The organism is Flavobacterium oreochromis, from assembly GCF_019565455.1.
Classification (GTDB): Bacteria; Bacteroidota; Bacteroidia; order Flavobacteriales; family Flavobacteriaceae; genus Flavobacterium; species Flavobacterium oreochromis.
On record NZ_CP067377.1, the window covers coordinates 705,725 to 723,678 of the forward strand.

The 17,954-nt window shown below is 28.5% G+C and carries 23 protein-coding genes and 1 pseudogene; all 24 read left to right on the forward strand.

Features of this window, described 5'->3' with window-relative positions; translation table 11 throughout:
• Positions 1-5 precede the first annotated feature (5 nt).
• The 24 genes and pseudogenes from JJC03_RS03430 (at position 6) to JJC03_RS03540 (ending at position 17,818) form a co-directional block, all read left to right on the forward strand.
• The gene (locus JJC03_RS03430) at positions 6-1,088 is read left to right on the forward strand and encodes a hypothetical protein (protein ID WP_235873981.1); all 1,083 of its coding nucleotides are present in this window, start codon (positions 6-8) and stop codon (positions 1,086-1,088) included.
• 35 nt (positions 1,089-1,123) lie between these two features.
• On the forward strand, positions 1,124-2,041 hold the full coding sequence (locus JJC03_RS03435; RefSeq protein WP_235873982.1) for a hypothetical protein: 918 nt from the start codon (positions 1,124-1,126) through the stop codon (positions 2,039-2,041).
• Between the two features lie 227 nt (positions 2,042-2,268).
• The gene (locus tag JJC03_RS03440) at positions 2,269-3,027 is read left to right on the forward strand and encodes a LemA family protein (RefSeq protein WP_258932130.1); all 759 of its coding nucleotides are present in this window, start codon (positions 2,269-2,271) and stop codon (positions 3,025-3,027) included.
• A 197-nt stretch (positions 3,028-3,224) separates the two neighbouring features.
• Complete coding sequence (locus JJC03_RS03445) at positions 3,225-4,502, forward strand: hypothetical protein (protein WP_235873983.1); 1,278 nt, start codon at positions 3,225-3,227, stop codon at positions 4,500-4,502.
• Between the two features lie 7 nt (positions 4,503-4,509).
• Positions 4,510-4,803: a hypothetical protein gene (locus JJC03_RS03450; RefSeq protein ID WP_235873984.1), complete on the forward strand. Its 294-nt coding sequence runs from the start codon at positions 4,510-4,512 to the stop codon at positions 4,801-4,803.
• 286 nt (positions 4,804-5,089) lie between these two features.
• Entirely contained in the window at positions 5,090-5,407 is a 318-nt protein-coding gene (locus JJC03_RS03455; protein ID WP_235873985.1) for a hypothetical protein, read from the forward strand.
• 176 nt (positions 5,408-5,583) lie between these two features.
• Positions 5,584-5,862, forward strand: a complete 279-nt coding sequence (locus tag JJC03_RS03460) for a hypothetical protein (RefSeq protein ID WP_235873986.1) — start codon at positions 5,584-5,586, stop codon at positions 5,860-5,862.
• A 160-nt stretch (positions 5,863-6,022) separates the two neighbouring features.
• Positions 6,023-6,571: a LemA family protein gene (locus JJC03_RS03465; protein ID WP_088445415.1), complete on the forward strand. Its 549-nt coding sequence runs from the start codon at positions 6,023-6,025 to the stop codon at positions 6,569-6,571.
• A gap of 12 nt (positions 6,572-6,583) precedes the next feature.
• Positions 6,584-8,467, forward strand: coding sequence for a DUF2207 domain-containing protein (locus JJC03_RS03470; protein WP_235873987.1), 1,884 nt, complete (start codon positions 6,584-6,586; stop codon positions 8,465-8,467).
• Positions 8,409-8,876 carry a lipoprotein gene (locus JJC03_RS03475; RefSeq protein ID WP_235873988.1) on the forward strand — a complete coding sequence of 156 codons (468 nt, stop codon included), beginning with the start codon at positions 8,409-8,411 and terminating at the stop codon, positions 8,874-8,876. Before JJC03_RS03470 ends, JJC03_RS03475 begins: the two co-directional genes overlap by 59 nt.
• Positions 8,877-8,882: 6 nt before the next feature.
• Complete coding sequence (locus JJC03_RS03480) at positions 8,883-9,146, forward strand: hypothetical protein (RefSeq protein WP_235873989.1); 264 nt, start codon at positions 8,883-8,885, stop codon at positions 9,144-9,146.
• 57 nt (positions 9,147-9,203) lie between these two features.
• The gene (locus JJC03_RS03485) at positions 9,204-10,274 is read left to right on the forward strand and encodes a hypothetical protein (RefSeq protein ID WP_235873990.1); all 1,071 of its coding nucleotides are present in this window, start codon (positions 9,204-9,206) and stop codon (positions 10,272-10,274) included.
• 101 nt (positions 10,275-10,375) lie between these two features.
• Positions 10,376-10,903 carry a hypothetical protein gene (locus tag JJC03_RS03490; RefSeq protein WP_088401166.1) on the forward strand — a complete coding sequence of 176 codons (528 nt, stop codon included), beginning with the start codon at positions 10,376-10,378 and terminating at the stop codon, positions 10,901-10,903.
• Between the two features lie 13 nt (positions 10,904-10,916).
• Positions 10,917-12,209: an OmpA family protein gene (locus JJC03_RS03495; RefSeq protein WP_235873991.1), complete on the forward strand. Its 1,293-nt coding sequence runs from the start codon at positions 10,917-10,919 to the stop codon at positions 12,207-12,209.
• Positions 12,210-12,389: 180 nt separating this feature from the next.
• Positions 12,390-12,770 carry a hypothetical protein gene (locus JJC03_RS03500; RefSeq protein WP_235873992.1) on the forward strand — a complete coding sequence of 127 codons (381 nt, stop codon included), beginning with the start codon at positions 12,390-12,392 and terminating at the stop codon, positions 12,768-12,770.
• A gap of 4 nt (positions 12,771-12,774) precedes the next feature.
• On the forward strand, positions 12,775-13,107 hold the full coding sequence (locus JJC03_RS03505; RefSeq protein WP_235873993.1) for a hypothetical protein: 333 nt from the start codon (positions 12,775-12,777) through the stop codon (positions 13,105-13,107).
• A gap of 5 nt (positions 13,108-13,112) precedes the next feature.
• Positions 13,113-13,505, forward strand: a complete 393-nt coding sequence (locus JJC03_RS03510) for a hypothetical protein (RefSeq protein WP_235873994.1) — start codon at positions 13,113-13,115, stop codon at positions 13,503-13,505.
• Positions 13,484-15,142 (forward strand): hypothetical protein, encoded by a 1,659-nt coding sequence (locus JJC03_RS03515; protein WP_235873995.1) that lies wholly within the window; start codon positions 13,484-13,486, stop codon positions 15,140-15,142. Before JJC03_RS03510 ends, JJC03_RS03515 begins: the two co-directional genes overlap by 22 nt.
• A gap of 5 nt (positions 15,143-15,147) precedes the next feature.
• Complete coding sequence (locus JJC03_RS17310; protein ID WP_258932141.1) at positions 15,148-15,282, forward strand: hypothetical protein; 135 nt, start codon at positions 15,148-15,150, stop codon at positions 15,280-15,282.
• Positions 15,282-15,776, forward strand: a complete 495-nt coding sequence (locus JJC03_RS03520) for a hypothetical protein (RefSeq protein ID WP_088400597.1) — start codon at positions 15,282-15,284, stop codon at positions 15,774-15,776. Before JJC03_RS17310 ends, JJC03_RS03520 begins: the two co-directional genes overlap by 1 nt.
• A 181-nt stretch (positions 15,777-15,957) precedes the next feature.
• Complete coding sequence (locus JJC03_RS03525; protein WP_123895767.1) at positions 15,958-16,404, forward strand: hypothetical protein; 447 nt, start codon at positions 15,958-15,960, stop codon at positions 16,402-16,404.
• Positions 16,405-16,568: 164 nt separating this feature from the next.
• A pseudogene (locus JJC03_RS19075) lies at positions 16,569-16,829 on the forward strand (peptidase associated/transthyretin-like domain-containing protein); the annotation flags it as partial.
• 89 nt (positions 16,830-16,918) lie between these two features.
• Positions 16,919-17,503 (forward strand): hypothetical protein, encoded by a 585-nt coding sequence (locus JJC03_RS03535; protein WP_103715390.1) that lies wholly within the window; start codon positions 16,919-16,921, stop codon positions 17,501-17,503.
• 144 nt (positions 17,504-17,647) lie between these two features.
• Positions 17,648-17,818, forward strand: a complete 171-nt coding sequence (locus JJC03_RS03540; RefSeq protein ID WP_165782045.1) for a hypothetical protein — start codon at positions 17,648-17,650, stop codon at positions 17,816-17,818.
• Positions 17,819-17,954 lie beyond the last annotated feature (136 nt).

Consider the following 17,954-nt stretch of genomic DNA (forward strand, 5'->3'; position numbering starts at 1 on the left):
TTAAAATGAAAAAAATAATAATACTATTTCTAATTTGCTGTTTTACGTCATGTAAAGAAGAAGTTTCTTCAAAAATTACTAAGAAAATGAAAGAAAAAGAGTTTTTTTGGAAGAACAGAACAAAAAATATTGAAAAAAATAAAACTATGAAAGAATATCCTATTCAAAGCAACATTTCTACTCAAGAAAAGATTACTAATAGAATTTATATTGACAATATGGAATGTCAATTTGAGATTTTTGTAGATGATGTTTTATTGTTTAAACTGATGGGAGATGTTACAAAAAATGGTGGGGGTGTTACAGGAGATTATGATATAAATCAACTTCTATTAACGAGTGGTAAGCATGAAGTAAAAGTAATAATGTATCCTAGATTTGGGAAACAACTTTTTGGAAGAGAGGGTTATGTGAACCTGACTTTTTCATCATTTAAAGATCGAAATTTAAAAACAATTAAGTATTACGAAGATATGAACCAAAACAATGGTATTCATATTGACCAATTAAAAAAACAATGGATTGAAAAATGGGATCATGATAATCAAGTTGGTTATGAAGGACAATATATTGAAAAAACCCCTGAAAAGTTTGAAGGATTACCTATCTATCAATGGAGTAGAGTATTTAATGCAAATGTAAGTTTCAATTTCGATGGATGGAGAAAGTCAGTTGACCTTAAAAAGGAAGAAAAAAAGGATAAAATAGACATAAAGAAAGAGTTATATGAGCAATATAAATTAATTTATGAAATCATAAAAAACAAAGACATAAATCAGTATTTGAATATTGTAAAAGAACGTGAGGATTTAATAACTTCTTGCCTTTATTATAGTGAGAATGAAAAAAAGTTAAGACAAGAAGAGTTCATAAAACTGATAGCAGGTGATGAATATGAACTAGAACCCCTTTTTGAAGAAACTTTTCAATTGGAATATCAAGGTTATGGAAAATTAGCTATGCTTTTACATAAAGCAGATGGAGAAGGAATAATAAGATTAAAAAACAAAAAAAATGACGATGATATAATCTTTTTAGATTTTCGTTTCCAGAGAAAGAAAAAGGGTGATAATTTGACAGTTATATAGTATGGTAAATAAAATACAACTTCTAAATAAAAAAAATGAATGAATTACTAGCCACTTTTTTCAACAATGAAATAGCTAATGGACAAATCATTATGATGATAATTTTTAGCTGTTTTATAGCTATATTTCATACTGTTATACTCATGACATTGTGGGATATTAATTTGAAACCAAAATGGATTTGTTTTTTAGTTAATCCTTTACTAATAGGCATTACGGCATTAATATATCGCAATGCTGTTTCTTTTATTTTTATTTTGATAGCTATTTCAGTATTTGTTATGGCTATTATTGGGATGGTGCATTCGGCTATAGTACAAAGCAGGGAAGACAAAATAGAAAAAGAAAAATTCAATATTAAATACAACATCAAGCCTAAACCAAAATGGCAAAAAGTGTTGTCATTAATTCTGTCTATTGTTGTTTTTGGTGTTTTTTCGTTTTTGGGTATTTACACTTTTGTGATTGTTTTTCTAGCTATTATTGTAATGGCTTTTTTGCCTAGCAATAAAAATAGATTTTTAAAATACCAAGCCATTTTGCCTACTTCCAAAATACATACGGTGGCAATGGGATTGGCAGAAGTACGAGGCAAGTTAAAAGCAAAAGAGCTACTCAAGTCGCCTTTGAAAGACAAAGATTGTATTGGTTTTTATTATGAAATTGAAGACTGCACTACCGATAGTGAAGGAAGAGATTCTTACTCAACTATTTTTACAAATCAAGTATGTAACCCGTTTTATATCGAAGACGAAACAGGAGTTATAGCGGTAAACCCCGAAAATTTGGAATTGGTTTGGCTAAAAGTAGACGAACAATATACTACTAGAGGTAAGCGACACACCCAATATTTATTAAAACCCAATGATGAGATGTTGCTTATTGGAAAAGCATCTCTAGAAAACAATGTGCCAACATTTGTGTACGAATCGATCAAAAAGTTTTTGCCATAACGCCTGTAGATAAATTAGAGCAGTATAACAATTCCAAGCCATTACGCAACTCCTTTAACCGTTTTAGTGCGGTATTTGCACTTTTGATAGCTTTAATTCTGATAACCCCCATAGAAATAAAAGACAATCATATTATGGTTGGTAAACCTCAGTTTATAAATCCATTACAAGGTGTAAAAAGTTTTAGTGATTTGATTAAAAAGATATATCCTTAAAAAATAAAAAAAATGAACCCAATACTCTCTTATATTATTATTGCTGTTCTTGTTATTGTTGTTATAGCTACAATAATTTCTGCCTACAATAAACTAGTAATGCTAAAATTTAATGTCGAAAAGGCTTTTGTCAATATCGATGTGATTTTAAAACAACGTGCCGATGAAATCCCCAATTTGATTAACGTACTCAAAGAATCAATGCGATACGAAGAATCGGTTTTAGAAAATTTGACTCGTTTGCGAACAGATTTTTTAAATTCGAGTAATTTTAATAATAAAATAAGGCTAGCCAACGATATGGATAAAACCATGAAATCTATTTTTGCAGTTTCAGAAAATTATCCTGAACTAAAAACCAATGGTAATTTTTTAAGTCTTCAAACACGAGTCTCAGAAATAGAAAATGCCATTGCCGATAGGAGAGAATTTTTTAATGAAAGTATCAATATGTACAATATTGGCATTCATGAGTTTCCTAGTTTTATCATGGCAAGAATTTTATTTTACAAAGAAAAATCGCTTTTACAAATCTCTGAAGCCGAAAAAAATACGATGGAGTTCAATTCTAATATTATCAACTTTTTAAAACTTATTTCTGAAAAACCAGAAATGATGGTTTTTGGCACTACCTTTGGCATTCCATTATGTATCGCATTATTGAGTCTTGTTGGTTTTATATTTAGAAATATAAAGTTGCAAAATGTTTTCAATCCTTTTTTTATTTTTTTGTCTCCTCAATGTGCATTTGCTGGATTATTGGGTTTGTAACTCAAATTTCGTTTTTGTTTATTGGACTTTCAGGCATAAAAATGTTTGCCGTTTGGATCACTATGATTACAGTTTATAGTTTATTTGTAATAGTAAATTATGGGAGAATTTTAAAATGGACTGAAAAATTTAAAAATTGATAGTCTAAACGGGATTGATATACAAAACTGCAAAATGGGGATAAAATACAGATTCCTGTGCATTCTTCATTAGAGTGGTGGAATCCAGCCCCATTAAATTATATATGGTCTCGTTACAATGCCTTTAAATGGGAAGAATCTGCCATACATTATCTTGTATTTATTCACTCATGTAGGTATTTTTCTAGTGAGGGAAATAATGTACTACTAATCAAAGTTTTTCCAGATATAGTTTGGAATTTAAAGTTTTTTCTTAATCTTACTAATGATTTGAGTGTAAAATGGATGAATGCAAGTCCACAAGATCACAAAAAACTTCAAGAGAAAGCGGGAAAAATTGGAGCCGAAAGAAGATGGAAACAAAAAGATGTATCGTTTGGTTTTAGCATTGAAGCTAAATGGAATGAAAATAAACAAAAGGCAGAATTAAAGAAGGAATACGAAACTAAATTTAAAAAACTTTATGACATTTTTGCTTCTGTTGGTAATATGGCAGATGGAATCACAAATGTTACAAAAGGCACATTTAGATCTATATCCCCAAAAGGTGTACCTATAACATTTGAAGTTAAGCCTCCTAATTTAGAATTATATGGAAATTGGCTTTTAGCTAAACCTGAAGATAATCAACAGTTACTTGGTACAGATGTTTTAATTGGACTTAAAGCAGCCCCTTTAATAGGATTAAATATAACTATTGATTTATTGGGAGCAATAATTTATGGTGTCACGGGGGCTTTAAGTGGTGGTACAGCTGCACCTGGTGTGATGAAATTGTATAATGAAATTAAAGGAAAATTAAAACAAGGTATTAAATTTGGAACTGACGAAAAAGGCTTTAATGCTAGTGTAGATATTTATATGGATTTGATAATTTCAAACACTATTAGTTTTGATACAAATTTTAAGTTTAATACAGCAGGCAAAAAATCTGGTTCAGATTTCAATCTTAAAGCAGAAAGTAAATTAAAAGTTGAATTAAAAGTAGGAATAAAAATTAAAGGAGAAGCTGCTATTGTAGTTATAAAAGTTAAAGCATATTTTGAAGCATCAGCATCAGCGTCAGCATCAGTTACCTTTGGACACGGAATAAAATATGACGATAAAGGTCTATATTACAGACCAACTTTGGGGTTTGATGGTATGGATGCAGAGTATATTATTGTATTAAGTGGCGCGATAGGTGCGAAATATGCTAAAGTAGAAACTGAACGAGAAGGTAAATATGTAATTGCAGAAGGTACATATAAAGGAATTATTCCACCTTTTGATGTAATAAAAAGTTTAGAAGATTTATTTAACATAGATGCAAATATTCCATTAATAAAAAATTAAGACAGTTATGAAAAAAAATATATTATGGATTCCTTTAATACTTATGATTCTATCATGTTCTAATAGAAATGATTTAGAAAAAATAAAATTTAATTCGACCATAAAGATAGAAAATACACTTTCTAATTATGAAAAAACAACTACATCTGAATATGGTTTTAAATCCTATACTTCTGTCGAACTAGATAATTTAAAGTTTGGCGATGTATCTCTAAATTCATTTAAAGTTAAAGATGGATATCCTTATGGAGAAAATCAAATATGGGTTTTGGTTAGTGAATATTCGAAAAATATTTTTTAGGAGTTGAATTAAATTTGAATAACGAGAAAGGAACGGAACTTTTAAATTATTTAAAAAAATATATGGCGCTCCTGATATTAGAAAAGACCCTAATTCCAATGCGTATTTTTGGGATTCAAAAGAAGCTTGGATAATATTGAAACAAAAAGAAGAATTTAACAAAAAAATCAATCTTATACTCAAACAACTTTTTCCTTTTTAAAGAAAGGTATTAGAGTAGAAAATTCTGAAGATAAAAATGTTTTTACTATACTCGATACTTTTAACTTAACCTATCCAAAATAAAATGACACAATATTATTATGAATTAGATTGTAGCGCGGTAATGTGCTATTTCACCATAAAAATTAACGATGTTGAAATTTTCTCACTTAATGTTGAAGGTCAGATAGCTTCAGATATTCCTATCAATAATGGAATTCTTGAAAAAGGAGAACAAATTATTGAAATAACAATGTATCCATTAAAAGGAGAAAAAGAATTACACAAGGAAGCTTATGTGAGGTATAAAGTAATTGAGTTTGATGTTAGTTCAGGTGATTTTAAATATTTAAATCAATTTCAAGAACATCAAACTATTCCTGTAAAAAAGGAATTCCAGTAATTAAGAATTCGAGTATTTTTAATTCTAATGTATCATATAAACTAGACGCTTGGCAAAATTCTAAAAATTTAAAAGATTTAAATATTGATTTAAAAAAGGAAATTGTTTCAAGATATAATGAGATTATACAAATTATAAATGAAGAACAATATGACAAATTAAAAAAATTACTCAAAATGAAATTTGATAATTTAGCCATTTGTATGTATCTCAACAAAAATGAAGCTCAACAAAAAATTGATAATTTAATTGATGATTTTAAATCAGGATTTAAACCCCAAAAATTAACTGGAACTGAAGTTTTAGAATACTCTGCAAAAAATAAACTAGTTTGTTTGAAAAGATTAGACGGTAAAAATGCCTTAAAGTTAATTAATCAAAAAACACATGAAGAACTTGAACTTATGATGTATTTTTATATGCCACAAGGGAAAACAGATTTTGAAATCATTTAATACCATAAATAATCTAACTCATTTTCTAAATTTTAAACAATATAAAAACTACAAAAGAAACACCTTAATTCTGAGTTTATTTTATGAACCATTTTTCAGGAAAGAATGTTTAATAAATAGTCTAACAATATTAATTTTGATTTATAACCAATAAAAAAATATGTCATTAATTATAAGTTTAATTCTAGTTGTTCTTTTAGTTTTGTTGTTAATTTTTATTTACAACAAATTAATAGTAAATAAAAATTTAACAAGTGAAGCTTTTAGCGCTATTGATGTTATGCTAAAAAAGCGTTCTGATTTAATACCTAATCTTATTGAGACAATAAAAGGGTACACTTCCTATGAAAAAACAACTTTAGAAAGTATAGTCACTCTCAGAAATAAAGCTATTACAACAGATGCTAATGAAAAGAATAATATCGAAAAGCAGATTAGTCAAGAATTGGTAAAAGTTTTTGCTTTAGCAGAAAGTTATCCTGACCTCAAAGCAAGTGCAAATTTTCAATCTTTGCAAGCAGAACTATCTAATTTAGAAACAGATATTGAACGTTCTATTCGTTATTATAATGCTACCGTTAGAGATTTTAATACCAGCATCCAAACTTTTCCTAATGTACTAGTGGCAAAAATTATTGGATTTAAAACTATTCCTTTTTGGGTTTTAGAAGATACTTTCAAGAGAGAGGTACCTGTTGTTAAATTTTAGTATCTATTAACGATGTCTTTCATAAAAATCAAATCAGCAATTTCTATTGTTTTTTTATTTATTTTCTTCACTTTACCCACTAAAGCTCAAGAAAGAATTATTAATTATGATGTTGAAATCCAAATCGAACATTCAGGTCTAATACAAGTAACAGAAAAAATAAAAGTTCAGTGTTTAGGAGAAAAAATTCAACATGGAATTAAACGTATTCTTCCCTTGTATAGAGAGGACAAATATGGAACAGATATAAAAATTGATTATAATTTAAAAACAGTCTTGAAGGACAATCACAATGAAAATTATTTTACAGATAAAGACAGAAATAATTGGTATATATACATTGGTAACAAGAATGTTACTTTAGATAGCGGAGTGTATGAATATCAAATTGTATATACAATTCCTTATCAAATAGGTTTTTTTGAGCAGTATGACGAATTGTATTGGAATGTAACAGGAAATGAATGGGATTTTCCTATTCAAAATACTTCTTGTAAAATCATCCTTCCCAATACAAATGATAGATTCAATAATGCTCATTGTTATACGGGAATAAAAGGTTCTAAAGAAAGTCAATGTGATTACTTTATTGACAAAAATACAATTACATTCAAATCACAATTTTTAAATCAAGGCGAAGGTTTTACTGTTGCCGCTGCTTTTCCAAAAAATATAGTCATTGCTCCTGAAAAGGAATTAGAAGCAATAAGTTTCTTTAATAGTATTAAACACTATTTTTGGACGTTATTGTTTGCCTTAGGTACTTTGCTTTTTTATTTTTTAAACTGGAAAAAGAACGGAAAAGACCTAAGAAAAAAAACACCAATACCAGAATTCAGACCCCCTTTTAATTGGTCTCCAGCTATTTTGAGTTATGTATTAGAAGGCAAAACTAGCCAAAAATCATTTATGGCATCAATGATAAATTTGGCAATAAAAAAGAAAATTAAAATTAATTCAAAAACTGAAAGTGGAATATTTGTAAATTCAGAAAAATATGAGATAGAAGTATTAAATCGTGAAAGCTATGATTTATCCATTGAAGAAACTATCATTCTAGAAAAAACAAAGGGAAAGGAAAAAATAATTGTTGATAAGCAAAATACAAGTACTTTTCAAAAAATGAATAATAATTGGGATTTGAAAGTTAGAGAACAAATTAATCTAACAGATTATTATATATCTAACCGTAAATTGAGCTTTAATGGTTTTCTATTATTCATTTTATCTAGTTTAACTTATGTTTGGTTAGTCGCAAAAGGAGAAACAAACAACATATTTTACTTGGGATTAATTATTTTGGGATCATTTTGCTATTATTTTATAAGTCTTAAAAATTTAAGTACCCCCTCAAAAATATTAGTTTATGGTTTTGGTTTTTTCATATACTTTTTTTCTTTTGGAGTGTTAATAATGACAATTCCATTTCTTAAAAGTTATCAAATTGCTATTATTGGATTAGTTTTTATTTGTTATGTAATATATGCTTTTTCAATAGGTAAATACACAAATTTGGGTAATGAGGCTCAAGAACGCATCAAAGGTTTTAAAATGTATTTAGAGACAGCAGAGAAAAATAGTTTGCAAGCACTGAATCCTCCAAAACTCACCCCACAATTATTTGAAGAATTATTACCTTATGCGATTGCTCTAGGAATAGAAGATATATGGGGTAAAAATTTTGTTACTGTACTTGAACAAGCACAATATGAACCCAATTGGTACAAAGGAGACAAACCTTTTGCTATATCTAATTTTAGCCCCACCTTTAATTCTTCCCTCAATAATTCATCACAAACCCAATCAAGTTCAAGTAGTAGCGGGTCTTCATGGAGCAGTGGTAGTAGTGGAAGTAGTGGTGGCGGTGGCGGCGGCGGCGGCGGTGGTGGTTGGTAATATATTGTTAGAAATTATAAAAGCTAAAGTTCAACAATCTATTTCAAAAACGAATAAAAGACTTAATATGAAAAAAATAACTTTAATTATAACAATAGCTTTAGTTTTAACATCATGTAATTTTGAAACAAAAAAAGCTAAATTGAAGGAGGAAAATATAGAAAAGCAAGAAGCAAATAGTTCTACTAACGGTTTCGACTTATTAAATTTAAAATTTAATGAAACAATAACAGATATATTAAAATCTGTAAAATTAAATTTGAAGGACAATCAAGATACAGATGCAATGACATCATTTGAATATAAAAAATTTGAGACTACTAGTAATTCTCTCCTTATATTAGGAAAAGAAAAATTAGCTCAAGTAAGCAAAAACACTATTATCCATTATAATGAGACTAATAATTAAATAGGAATGATTCAAATTGATTTTGGTAATCAAACAGACTTGAACTTTTTACGAAAAAATCTAGGAGTTAAATTAGGTACAATTAAAAGTGAATATAATTTAGAATCTATTAAAAGTTGCTTTTGGCTAAACAATAGTGGCATCTATTATTATTATTTTCAAAAAAATGACAAAACAGACCCGTATAATATTTTATTTGTTTTTAAAGATAAAGTATGGATAGACTTTATTAGTAATCTTGGATATGGTGGAGAATTTATGAAAAAATAAGCAATACAATTTTATAAAACTTGGCACATACCATAAATTTTAAAAAATAAGATAATTATGCAAAAAATAAGCAAAAGATATTATAGTATTTTCTATTTAGTCCTACTAAGCAACTTGTTCTCATTTTGCTCAGAAAAAAAATCCTATCCCAACTTAATAAGTGAAGAAATAAAGTATTCTGATGATGATTTTTCTAAACAAAAATTTTCAGACTATTTGGTTTATAAAAAAACAACAACCAAAGAAATTAAAAAATCAACAACAATAAAATCAACTGATAAAAAACATCCTTGGGATAATGCCTATTCTGAGGAAAAAGCAAATTCAATTTTAAATGAAATAGCGAGTACTATAACACCAATGGCTGATAATTATTCAGATGATCAATTGACCCCTGCTAATAGTATTCGTTTAAGTGGTTTGGTAAATAATTTTACAAAATCACAGATGAAAGAATACAAGGAAAAAGACCATATAACTACAGAAAAATCTGGATTAGATTTAATTAATGCCAAAATTTCAAAATATGAATTGATTAATGAAAAAAACGAAAAAATAGTTTTAGACTCTGATTTCTTAAAAATCAATTTAGGAGGGCTTGAAGAAAAAAACGGAAAAGTGCTTGAAGGAATTGGTTTTGAAACTATGAGTATGGGTAAATTTGAGTTTTTCAAAATAAATGGTTTTATAGACATTGAAGTATCTTTACCTACCGAATATGAAATTGAAGAATTCACTAAAGAAGATATAGGAAAAAACATAACTATTGATAATGCAAAAATTAAACTTATAGAATTTGATGGAGATGTTTTTCATTTCGAAAAAGATGCTACTATAGAAAATGAATTTGATTTTTATTTAGAAGGTATAAGTCAAAACTATAATACAATCGAAGTACCCAAAAGCATTTATGAAAAATTTAGAAACAACCAAGGTTTAAATTATGTAGAATTTATTAAAAAATATTCCACCTTTGGTATTAATGATTCTAAACTTAAACTGGAAAAAGAACACGTATGCATTGTGAGAGCAGACGATAATTTAAAGAAGGTGTATCTGTATGCTCCTAGTAAAAAGAAAGTGATATCAAAGATAATTCATATTCCCGTAGCAATTTCTGTCAAGTAAATATAATAATCTCCCATTCAAAATTTCCTTTGAGCAAGAATAATCAAATACTACAAGACAATACTGTACTTTTTATTTTTTAGTAAAAAATAACCCTAAAAATGAATACAACCTTTAAAATAATTATAGGAATAATAATTTTTTCGATATTAGTTGCATACCTATATGAAAGAAAGGAGCAAGAATATGCAGTCTCTGATATTTTAATCTCGGGAATCGGTTATTCATTTTTGTTTATAATTGCATATTTTTCAACATTTTATACAATTAAGGATATTGACACTTTATATTCGGGAAAAATTTACAAAGCTACAATCATAAAAAACAACCCTCATAAAGCCTACAATATTCGTGATCATAAAAACAGATCTAGCGAATATTACGAAACTATAGATTATTACCCAGTTATAGAGTTTTATGACAATAATAAGGTTAAAATAATTAAAGAAGCAAAAAATAGCATTTCAAAAAAACAAAAAATAGGAAAAACTTTAAATATAATTTATGATGCAATAAAAGATGATTTTTTTGAAATAAACATCACTAATATATTTTTCTTCGTGTTCATTCTTTTAGTTTCAGTTGCAACATTATATAAAAGCTTTAAAATAATTAAGAATCTTTTGTAAGATTTATTATAGTGTGAAAACGACTGTTAAACTAAACCGTTACGAACCTTGTAAATTTGACGAAATTGCTATTACTGAAACTGAAACTAAAGACGGCAAAGCCTCCACTAGTACCGTAAAAGTGTTTGATAATGGTAAGGGATTAAAAAGTGCAAAAAGGACAGTTGAAAAAGTAACTACTTCAATCTATTTTAAGTTTGATGTAGATGTAATAGATGAAAAAAGCAAACAGGCATTACAAAATGTATTAAACTTTTTATTAGAGCATCCGCATTCAGGCATTCAACTAGAAGGTTTTGCTTGTGTAATAGGAAAACAGAATTACAACAACGGCTTATCGCAACGCCGAAGTGATGCAGTAAAAAAATTCTTCTTAGATGGTGGTTTAAAAGCCGATCGTATTCTATCTATAGGCAAAGGCGAAGTAAATGCTACCGATGACAAACAAGGCAGAGATAACATAAAATACAAAGACGAATTTGATTATATTCACAACCGTCGTGTAGATGTATCGTTTACTTTTGAAGGGCATAATGCGCAAACCATAGTGTATGAAACCATCGCGCCTAGCTCGGATAAAAATATACTGCTAGAAGTAAAAGGTTTTGAAACCAAATCGTGTTTTAAGACCAAAGACAAGCATACTAAAAAAATAAAAGTTACCTCCCCTGCTTACTCTGCTGCAAAAGTGCAAAATGGGGATAAAATACAGATTCCTGTGCATTCTACTTTGGAAGCTTGGAGTCCCGCCCCATTGAATTATATATGGCCTACGTATAATGCACTTATTCTTGATGAATCGTCTAATCCTTATAATGTTTTTGTTCACTCGTGCAGGTATTTTTCTAATGAACAAAATAGTGTGATTTTGATTAAGGTTTTTCCTGATATAAAATGGGAATTAGAATTTGAATTCGGATCAGATTTACCAATGGAAGAAAGATACACGAATATGAAACCTGGGGCACAAGCAAAAAATCATAACAAAAGTGCACAAAAAGCAGGTTATAATAGATATTTACTAACCTCTACAGGTAAATCAGAAATTTATTTTGGATTAAGTCTCAAAGGTACAATTAACAGAAAGACAAATCCTGAGGAAATTGAATTTAGTTCAAAATATTTACAAACTATACGGAATTTTTTAGGAATTTTTGTAAAAATAAAAGAATGGGCAGATGAAGCTACAAATTTAAAAAAAGTAAAAAAAGGCACTTATGCACAGAGAATACTTAATAAAGTAAGTAGGAAGCCCGTCACTCTAAAATTTTACTATCCAACTATTTCGGTAACAGGATCTTGGTGACTCGACTACAATGAGAAGCATCCTAATATAATTGAAACAATAGGAAGTTTAAAAGTTGGTTTTACTCCTTTAATTAAAGCTGAAGGTGTACTGGATTTACTATTCTATGTAGAATTAATTCCTGTTGCTGGTCAAATTATAAAAGTTTTAGATGTCGGGACAAAAATATCAGGTGCAGAAGTGATATTCAATCTAACTGCCTTTGGCGAAATAAACTCAACTTTTGAAGTATTTAACTTTAATTTTGAAAAATTTAATATTGATTTAAAAGGGAAGTTAGGTTTAAGGTTAGAGTTAACAGTCAAAGCCTCGGGTAAATTTTACGCAATATTTTTTGAGGCTGATTATAAGCTCGAAGCTTCAGGACAAGCAGAATCATATATAGAACCCTCGGCAACATTAGGTAAAGATAGTAAAGGTATTTTTTTACAGCATAAAACTGATTTTTCTGGGATAAGAATAGTTTTAATAATTAAGGGACAATTTGAAAAATCTAAAACTCAAATTAAAAAACCATTTACAATCATAGGATTTACTCCCGATATAACTTATATTATATAATAAAATGAAAAAAATTAACTTAATATTATTATTGATAATACTTTCTTGTAATTATTCTCAAAAGAAAAAAATTGAAACTAAAGAAAAATCTATGAATACAAATGCAGAAATTGTTGAAACAATTAATAAATTTAAAACTAAACCATCATACTCAATTCAAATTGACAAAGGTGGTTGTCTTGTTGAATTAATCGGAAACGAGTTGCCTTTTATAAATTTATTTGAAAGAGGAGGATTTTCTTCCCTTATTCCCTTTAATGCAAATATTTTAAAATCAGGAAAACAAACTCTTAAAATTAAAATATATAATGAAGGAGCTGATATAACAATAATTTAATGAATATGAGTAAAGGGCCTAAAAAACTAAACCAAATAAGTGGAGAATATTATAGTAAATTATCTACTCCCTCAGTAATGGTAATCCCTGCAAATGAAAAAGTAAAATTTGACATTACAGAATGGCAACCTGATACCACCCCAAAAGAAAAACAAAATAAACGCAAATGGCAATGGCTAGATAAAGAAAAAAACATCATACAACAATTTCCTTCTGCTCCAAATACTCAATTTTCAATAAGTTTACCCAAAAAATTATGTGGTAGCTACCTCTATTATGCTCAAGTAAGTATAGAAGATATACAAAAATCCAGTATTGCAAAAATAGGTTTTAGAGGATATTGCCCCCTAAAATTACAAAAGCAGAATGGCGAAAATTGCCTAATGGACAAAATATAGCCAACGGTACCCCCATAAAATATGGAGATACTATTTATTTATACTTAGAAACTGAAGGATTAAACGGCGATAAACTTACGATAGAAGTCTATAACCAAGATATACTCCTAAAGGATAAAGCAATTAGAACCATAGTAGATGTAGAAGTAAATGATGGGAAAGTATGTTTAAAAATCCCTAACACTACCCTATGGATGGGAGCCGTTTTTAATATACAAGAAACAGAAGAGTTTTATGTAAAAGTCAAAAATCTTAAAGGGCAATATATTGTAAACAGCCAAGAAGAACAAAACCACGCCGAATACCTAAAAATAAAAAAGGAAGTTGTTAGTATCAATATTGAAAAGCCTACTAATACAACGGCTCTTAAAATAGGGAAACCCACCATAAACACAAAGGATTATTCAAATCCACATTCTTTTAATATTACTTTTGAAGTTGATAAATCTGAAAAAACACTTGTTCCATTAGGTATTTTAGATTTCAATAATAATTATGAAAATCCTTATTTTAGTTTCAAATATAAACTTACACGAGGCGATTTAGATTCTTTGAATTTTGAAATTTTAGATGAAAACAGAAAAGTAATTTATCAAATGAATTATCTTGCACCAATAGTTGTTAAAGCACCAAAAAAACCAATGATGCTGTTAGAGGTCAAAAATTCTACGCCTAAATTTGATCCTTCAAAACCAATAAAAGCATTTGATATAGCAAGTATTTTGAAGGAGTATGCCGAGTCATATGAAAATTACACAAAAGTAGGTGAATATATAATTCATTGGGATGGTTTTGATACTAATGAAATTTTTGACAGTACAATTTTTGACAACAAAAAACTAACTGCCAGAATAACTGCCTCAAAGGGGATTGAACGAAAAAGAATTGAAGTAGCATTTGAAACTACTCGTAAAGAAGTTGACTGGGTAGATGTTAAAATAAATAAAAAGACAAAACGTATTGATGTCACCTTGCGAGTAGATTTAAAAGATGGAGGTGCCAACGGGCTTGATTGCAAACAGGTTTTAAAAGGAATGCGAGATAACGCTCATTGGGTTACGGAATGTCCTTGGGATGATATTCCTGCAACGGCAATTCAACCTAACAAACCTATTATAAAACAAAGAACTAAAAGTTTTGCCGATTTAGAGAAATTAGCTATAGATGGTTTAAATTACCATTGGGGAAGAAATAAAAATCATACTGTTGCAAAAGATGTGAAAATTAATGGCGAATCATATGAAGTTTATGTTAATTCAAAAAATACCACGGAAAAAACAATGGTTTCAATAGATCTAATTTATAATACTAATAATAGTTGGGGAAGATCAGGAAATCCAGGAGTATTTGGAAGAATATACTACAATGAGGGTTTTTTAAAATATTCTAATGGTTGGGGATACATAAATTCATTACACGCTGAATTAGAATATAAGCATACCTCTGGACATGAAATAGGACATTCTATTTTGAAAGCTTATGGAGGTATGACTTATTCTTGGCAACACAAGGGAAGTTCATATCTTTTACCACAAGATGTAAAGCCTGTTAAAGGAAACGAAACATTTTCAGATTATTTTAAAAAGATAATATGCCAGAAACATCTGGAGAATACTACCCAAACACTGGAGAAATAGATTTGATGAAATATTATAATTATGAATTTGATAAAACTACAGGTAAAAGAATTTTTGTACCAAAAATAGAGGAAAGAAGTATAGCAACAGAAAAAGATATAATGATATTAATATGGCTAACTAAAATAAAGATTTCATAATGAAAAAAATATATATAATTACGATATTTTCAATAATCGCATTAGGTTCAGTTCTTTTTTTTATTTTCTATTATAGTTTTTTCTTAAAGCCAATAACAAAAGAAGAAGCTGGAATAAACGAATATGCAAGTTTGCTAAGTATTGAGAATAATACAGAATCTAATATATACATTATCCTGAATTTTAGTTTTTCGAACAACGAAATTCAGGAATTGAAAAAATATAAATATTTAGAAACAAATAATTATTTTCTTAAAGATACTATTGAACTAGGAGGAATAAAAAGCTATAGTAATCATTTAGATTTTGAGCTTTCGGGTATTTTAGAAAAACCTCAATTGTTGCCACAAGAATTTAATTTGAAAATTTTAGATAGTACTAAACATATTTTAAAGTCTTGGGATAAAGTAAATTTTGAAAAAGATTTTAAATTCGAAAAAAATAAAAGAGAGATAACAATAACAAAGCAAAGCAATAATATTATAATAAGGTGATAGTCCCCCTCTCACAAAGTATAATAGAATACCAGCCAGAAAAGATTATAGTAAGTGATATAATCTCAATAAACCTATTATAAAACAAAGAACTAAAAGTTTTGCTGATTTAGAGAAATTAGTCTTAGATGGTTTAAATTCCCATTGGGGAAGAAATAAAAATCATAAAGTTTCAAAAGATGTGAAAATCAGTGGTGTATCATATGAAGTTTATATGAATACTATAAATAAAAAAGAAAATGCTATTGGAACTATGGAACTTATATACAATACAAATGGGAATTGGATGAGATCAGGTAACCCTGGATCAATAAAAGATCCTATGACTGTAGCTGGAAATGTAATTTCAAGACAAGCAATATGCTATAATGTTGGATATATATATTCTCTAGATTGGTATGAGTTTTATAAGAAAAAAAATTGGAGATACCGAGATGATTTGAATGAAGATATTGAGTTTAAAGAAACAGCAGCACATGAAATAGGTCATGAAATTTTAAAAAAATATGGTGGAACTTTTTATTCCTACGGACATAAAAATACTGTTAACTCAGTTTTTCAGAATAGTAATTCAAATGCAACTACATACCCTAAAACGGGAGAAATTGATTTAATGCCATATTATTGATTGGCTAAACTACAATCAAAGAAATAGGATTGCAGCACATGAAAAAGATGCATTAGGGTTAATTTGGCTAACAAAAATAAAAATACAATGAATTTTTTTTATTTCTATTTACATTAGTATGTACTAATTGTGAAAATTTTAATAATGATTATAGTGGATACGTTTATGATAAGTCAACAAAAGAACCACTTTCAAAAGTTCTTGTAAAGGAAAATTTTGTTAAAAATTCAAAACAAGCTTTTACAGATAGTAATGGTTATTTTAAAATTAAAAATGATACCGAAGCTATTACTGATTTAATTTTCTTACTTAATGGATATAAATCAGATACTGCTATTACAGCTTGGTCGCAACATGGAGAAAAAATGGAATATAGGTTCTTAAATAAAAGAAATGACACCATTTTTTTAGAGAAAGTTCAATAATACGAAAAAATGAATTTGAAACTACTCATAAAGAAGTTGACTGGGTAGATGTTAAAATAAATAAAAAAACAAAACGTATTGATGTCACCTTGCGAGTAGATTTAAAAGATGGAGGAACCAATGGGCTTGATTGCAAACAGGCTTTAAAAGGAATGCGAGATAACGCTCATTGGGTTACGGAATGTCCTTGGGATGATATTCCTACAACGGTAATTCAACCTAATAAACCTATTATAAAAACTAGAACAAGAAGTTTTGCTGATTTAGAGAAATTAGCCTTAGATGGTGGTTTAAAAGCCGATCGTATTCTATCTATAGGCAAAGGCGAAGTAAATGCTACCGATGACAAACAAGGCAGAGACAACATAAAATACAAAGACGAATTTGATTATATACACAACCGTCGTGTAGATGTATCGTTTACTTTTGAAGGGCATAATGCGCAAACCATAGTGTATGAAACCATCGCGTCTAGCTCGGATAAAAATATACTGCTAGAAGTAAAAGGTTTTGAAACCAAATCCTGTTTTAAAACCAAAGACAAGCATACTAAAAAAATAAAAGTTACCTCCCCTGCTTATCCCGCTGCAAAAATTCAAAATGGGGATAAAATACAGATTCCTGTGCATTCTACATTGAGCGAATATAACTTAAATCCCTTAAATTATATTTGACCACGTTATAATATTTTAACTTGGAATGAGGCATCAAATCCATATTATGTTTTTATACATTCTTGTAGATATTTTTCAAGTGAAGGAAATAATGCAATTTTAGTAAATGTATTTCCTGATATTAAGTGGGAGCTAGCATTTGAAATGTTAATTAATGTATCAAATTATAAGGCAGCAAATATGCCCGCAGGTAATATCTATGCCAAACATCAAGAAAAAGCTAGAGAAGCTGGTTATAAAAGATGGCAAATAGAAAAAAATGGTAAGATTCCTATTTCATTAGGTTTAGGTCTTTCGGCTGAATGGGATAATTAAAAACATAAAAGAAACTTTACGAATGAATTTTCAGACCGGCTAAACCCTTTTATTAAGATTTTTTCAAAGGGAATTAATATCTTACAAGATGTAATAAATTTTGCTCAAAGTACAGCAAAAAACACAGCTACTCCAG

Bases quoted from the DNA above. Each gene is read 5' to 3' on its own strand.
- JJC03_RS03505 (WP_235873993.1), top strand. From the start codon at position 12,775: ATGAAAAAAATTAACTTAATATTATTATTGATAATACTTTCTTGTAAT.
- JJC03_RS03460 (WP_235873986.1), top strand. From the start codon at position 5,584: ATGAAATTTGATAATTTAGCCATTTGTATGTATCTCAACAAAAATGAA.
- JJC03_RS03480 (WP_235873989.1), top strand. From the start codon at position 8,883: ATGATTCAAATTGATTTTGGTAATCAAACAGACTTGAACTTTTTACGA.
- JJC03_RS03440 (WP_258932130.1), top strand. From the start codon at position 2,269: ATGAACCCAATACTCTCTTATATTATTATTGCTGTTCTTGTTATTGTT.
- JJC03_RS03520 (WP_088400597.1), top strand. From the start codon at position 15,282: ATGAAAAAAATATATATAATTACGATATTTTCAATAATCGCATTAGGT.
- JJC03_RS03455 (WP_235873985.1), top strand. From the start codon at position 5,090: ATGACACAATATTATTATGAATTAGATTGTAGCGCGGTAATGTGCTAT.
- JJC03_RS03470 (WP_235873987.1), top strand. From the start codon at position 6,584: ATGTCTTTCATAAAAATCAAATCAGCAATTTCTATTGTTTTTTTATTT.
- JJC03_RS03510 (WP_235873994.1), top strand. From the start codon at position 13,113: ATGAGTAAAGGGCCTAAAAAACTAAACCAAATAAGTGGAGAATATTAT.
- JJC03_RS03490 (WP_088401166.1), top strand. From the start codon at position 10,376: ATGAATACAACCTTTAAAATAATTATAGGAATAATAATTTTTTCGATA.
- JJC03_RS03450 (WP_235873984.1), top strand. From the start codon at position 4,510: ATGAAAAAAAATATATTATGGATTCCTTTAATACTTATGATTCTATCA.
- JJC03_RS03465 (WP_088445415.1), top strand. From the start codon at position 6,023: ATGTCATTAATTATAAGTTTAATTCTAGTTGTTCTTTTAGTTTTGTTG.
- JJC03_RS17310 (WP_258932141.1), top strand. From the start codon at position 15,148: ATGAAATATTATAATTATGAATTTGATAAAACTACAGGTAAAAGAATT.
- JJC03_RS03430 (WP_235873981.1), top strand. From the start codon at position 6: ATGAAAAAAATAATAATACTATTTCTAATTTGCTGTTTTACGTCATGT.
- JJC03_RS03435 (WP_235873982.1), top strand. From the start codon at position 1,124: ATGAATGAATTACTAGCCACTTTTTTCAACAATGAAATAGCTAATGGA.
- JJC03_RS03485 (WP_235873990.1), top strand. From the start codon at position 9,204: ATGCAAAAAATAAGCAAAAGATATTATAGTATTTTCTATTTAGTCCTA.
- JJC03_RS03540 (WP_165782045.1), top strand. From the start codon at position 17,648: ATGTTAATTAATGTATCAAATTATAAGGCAGCAAATATGCCCGCAGGT.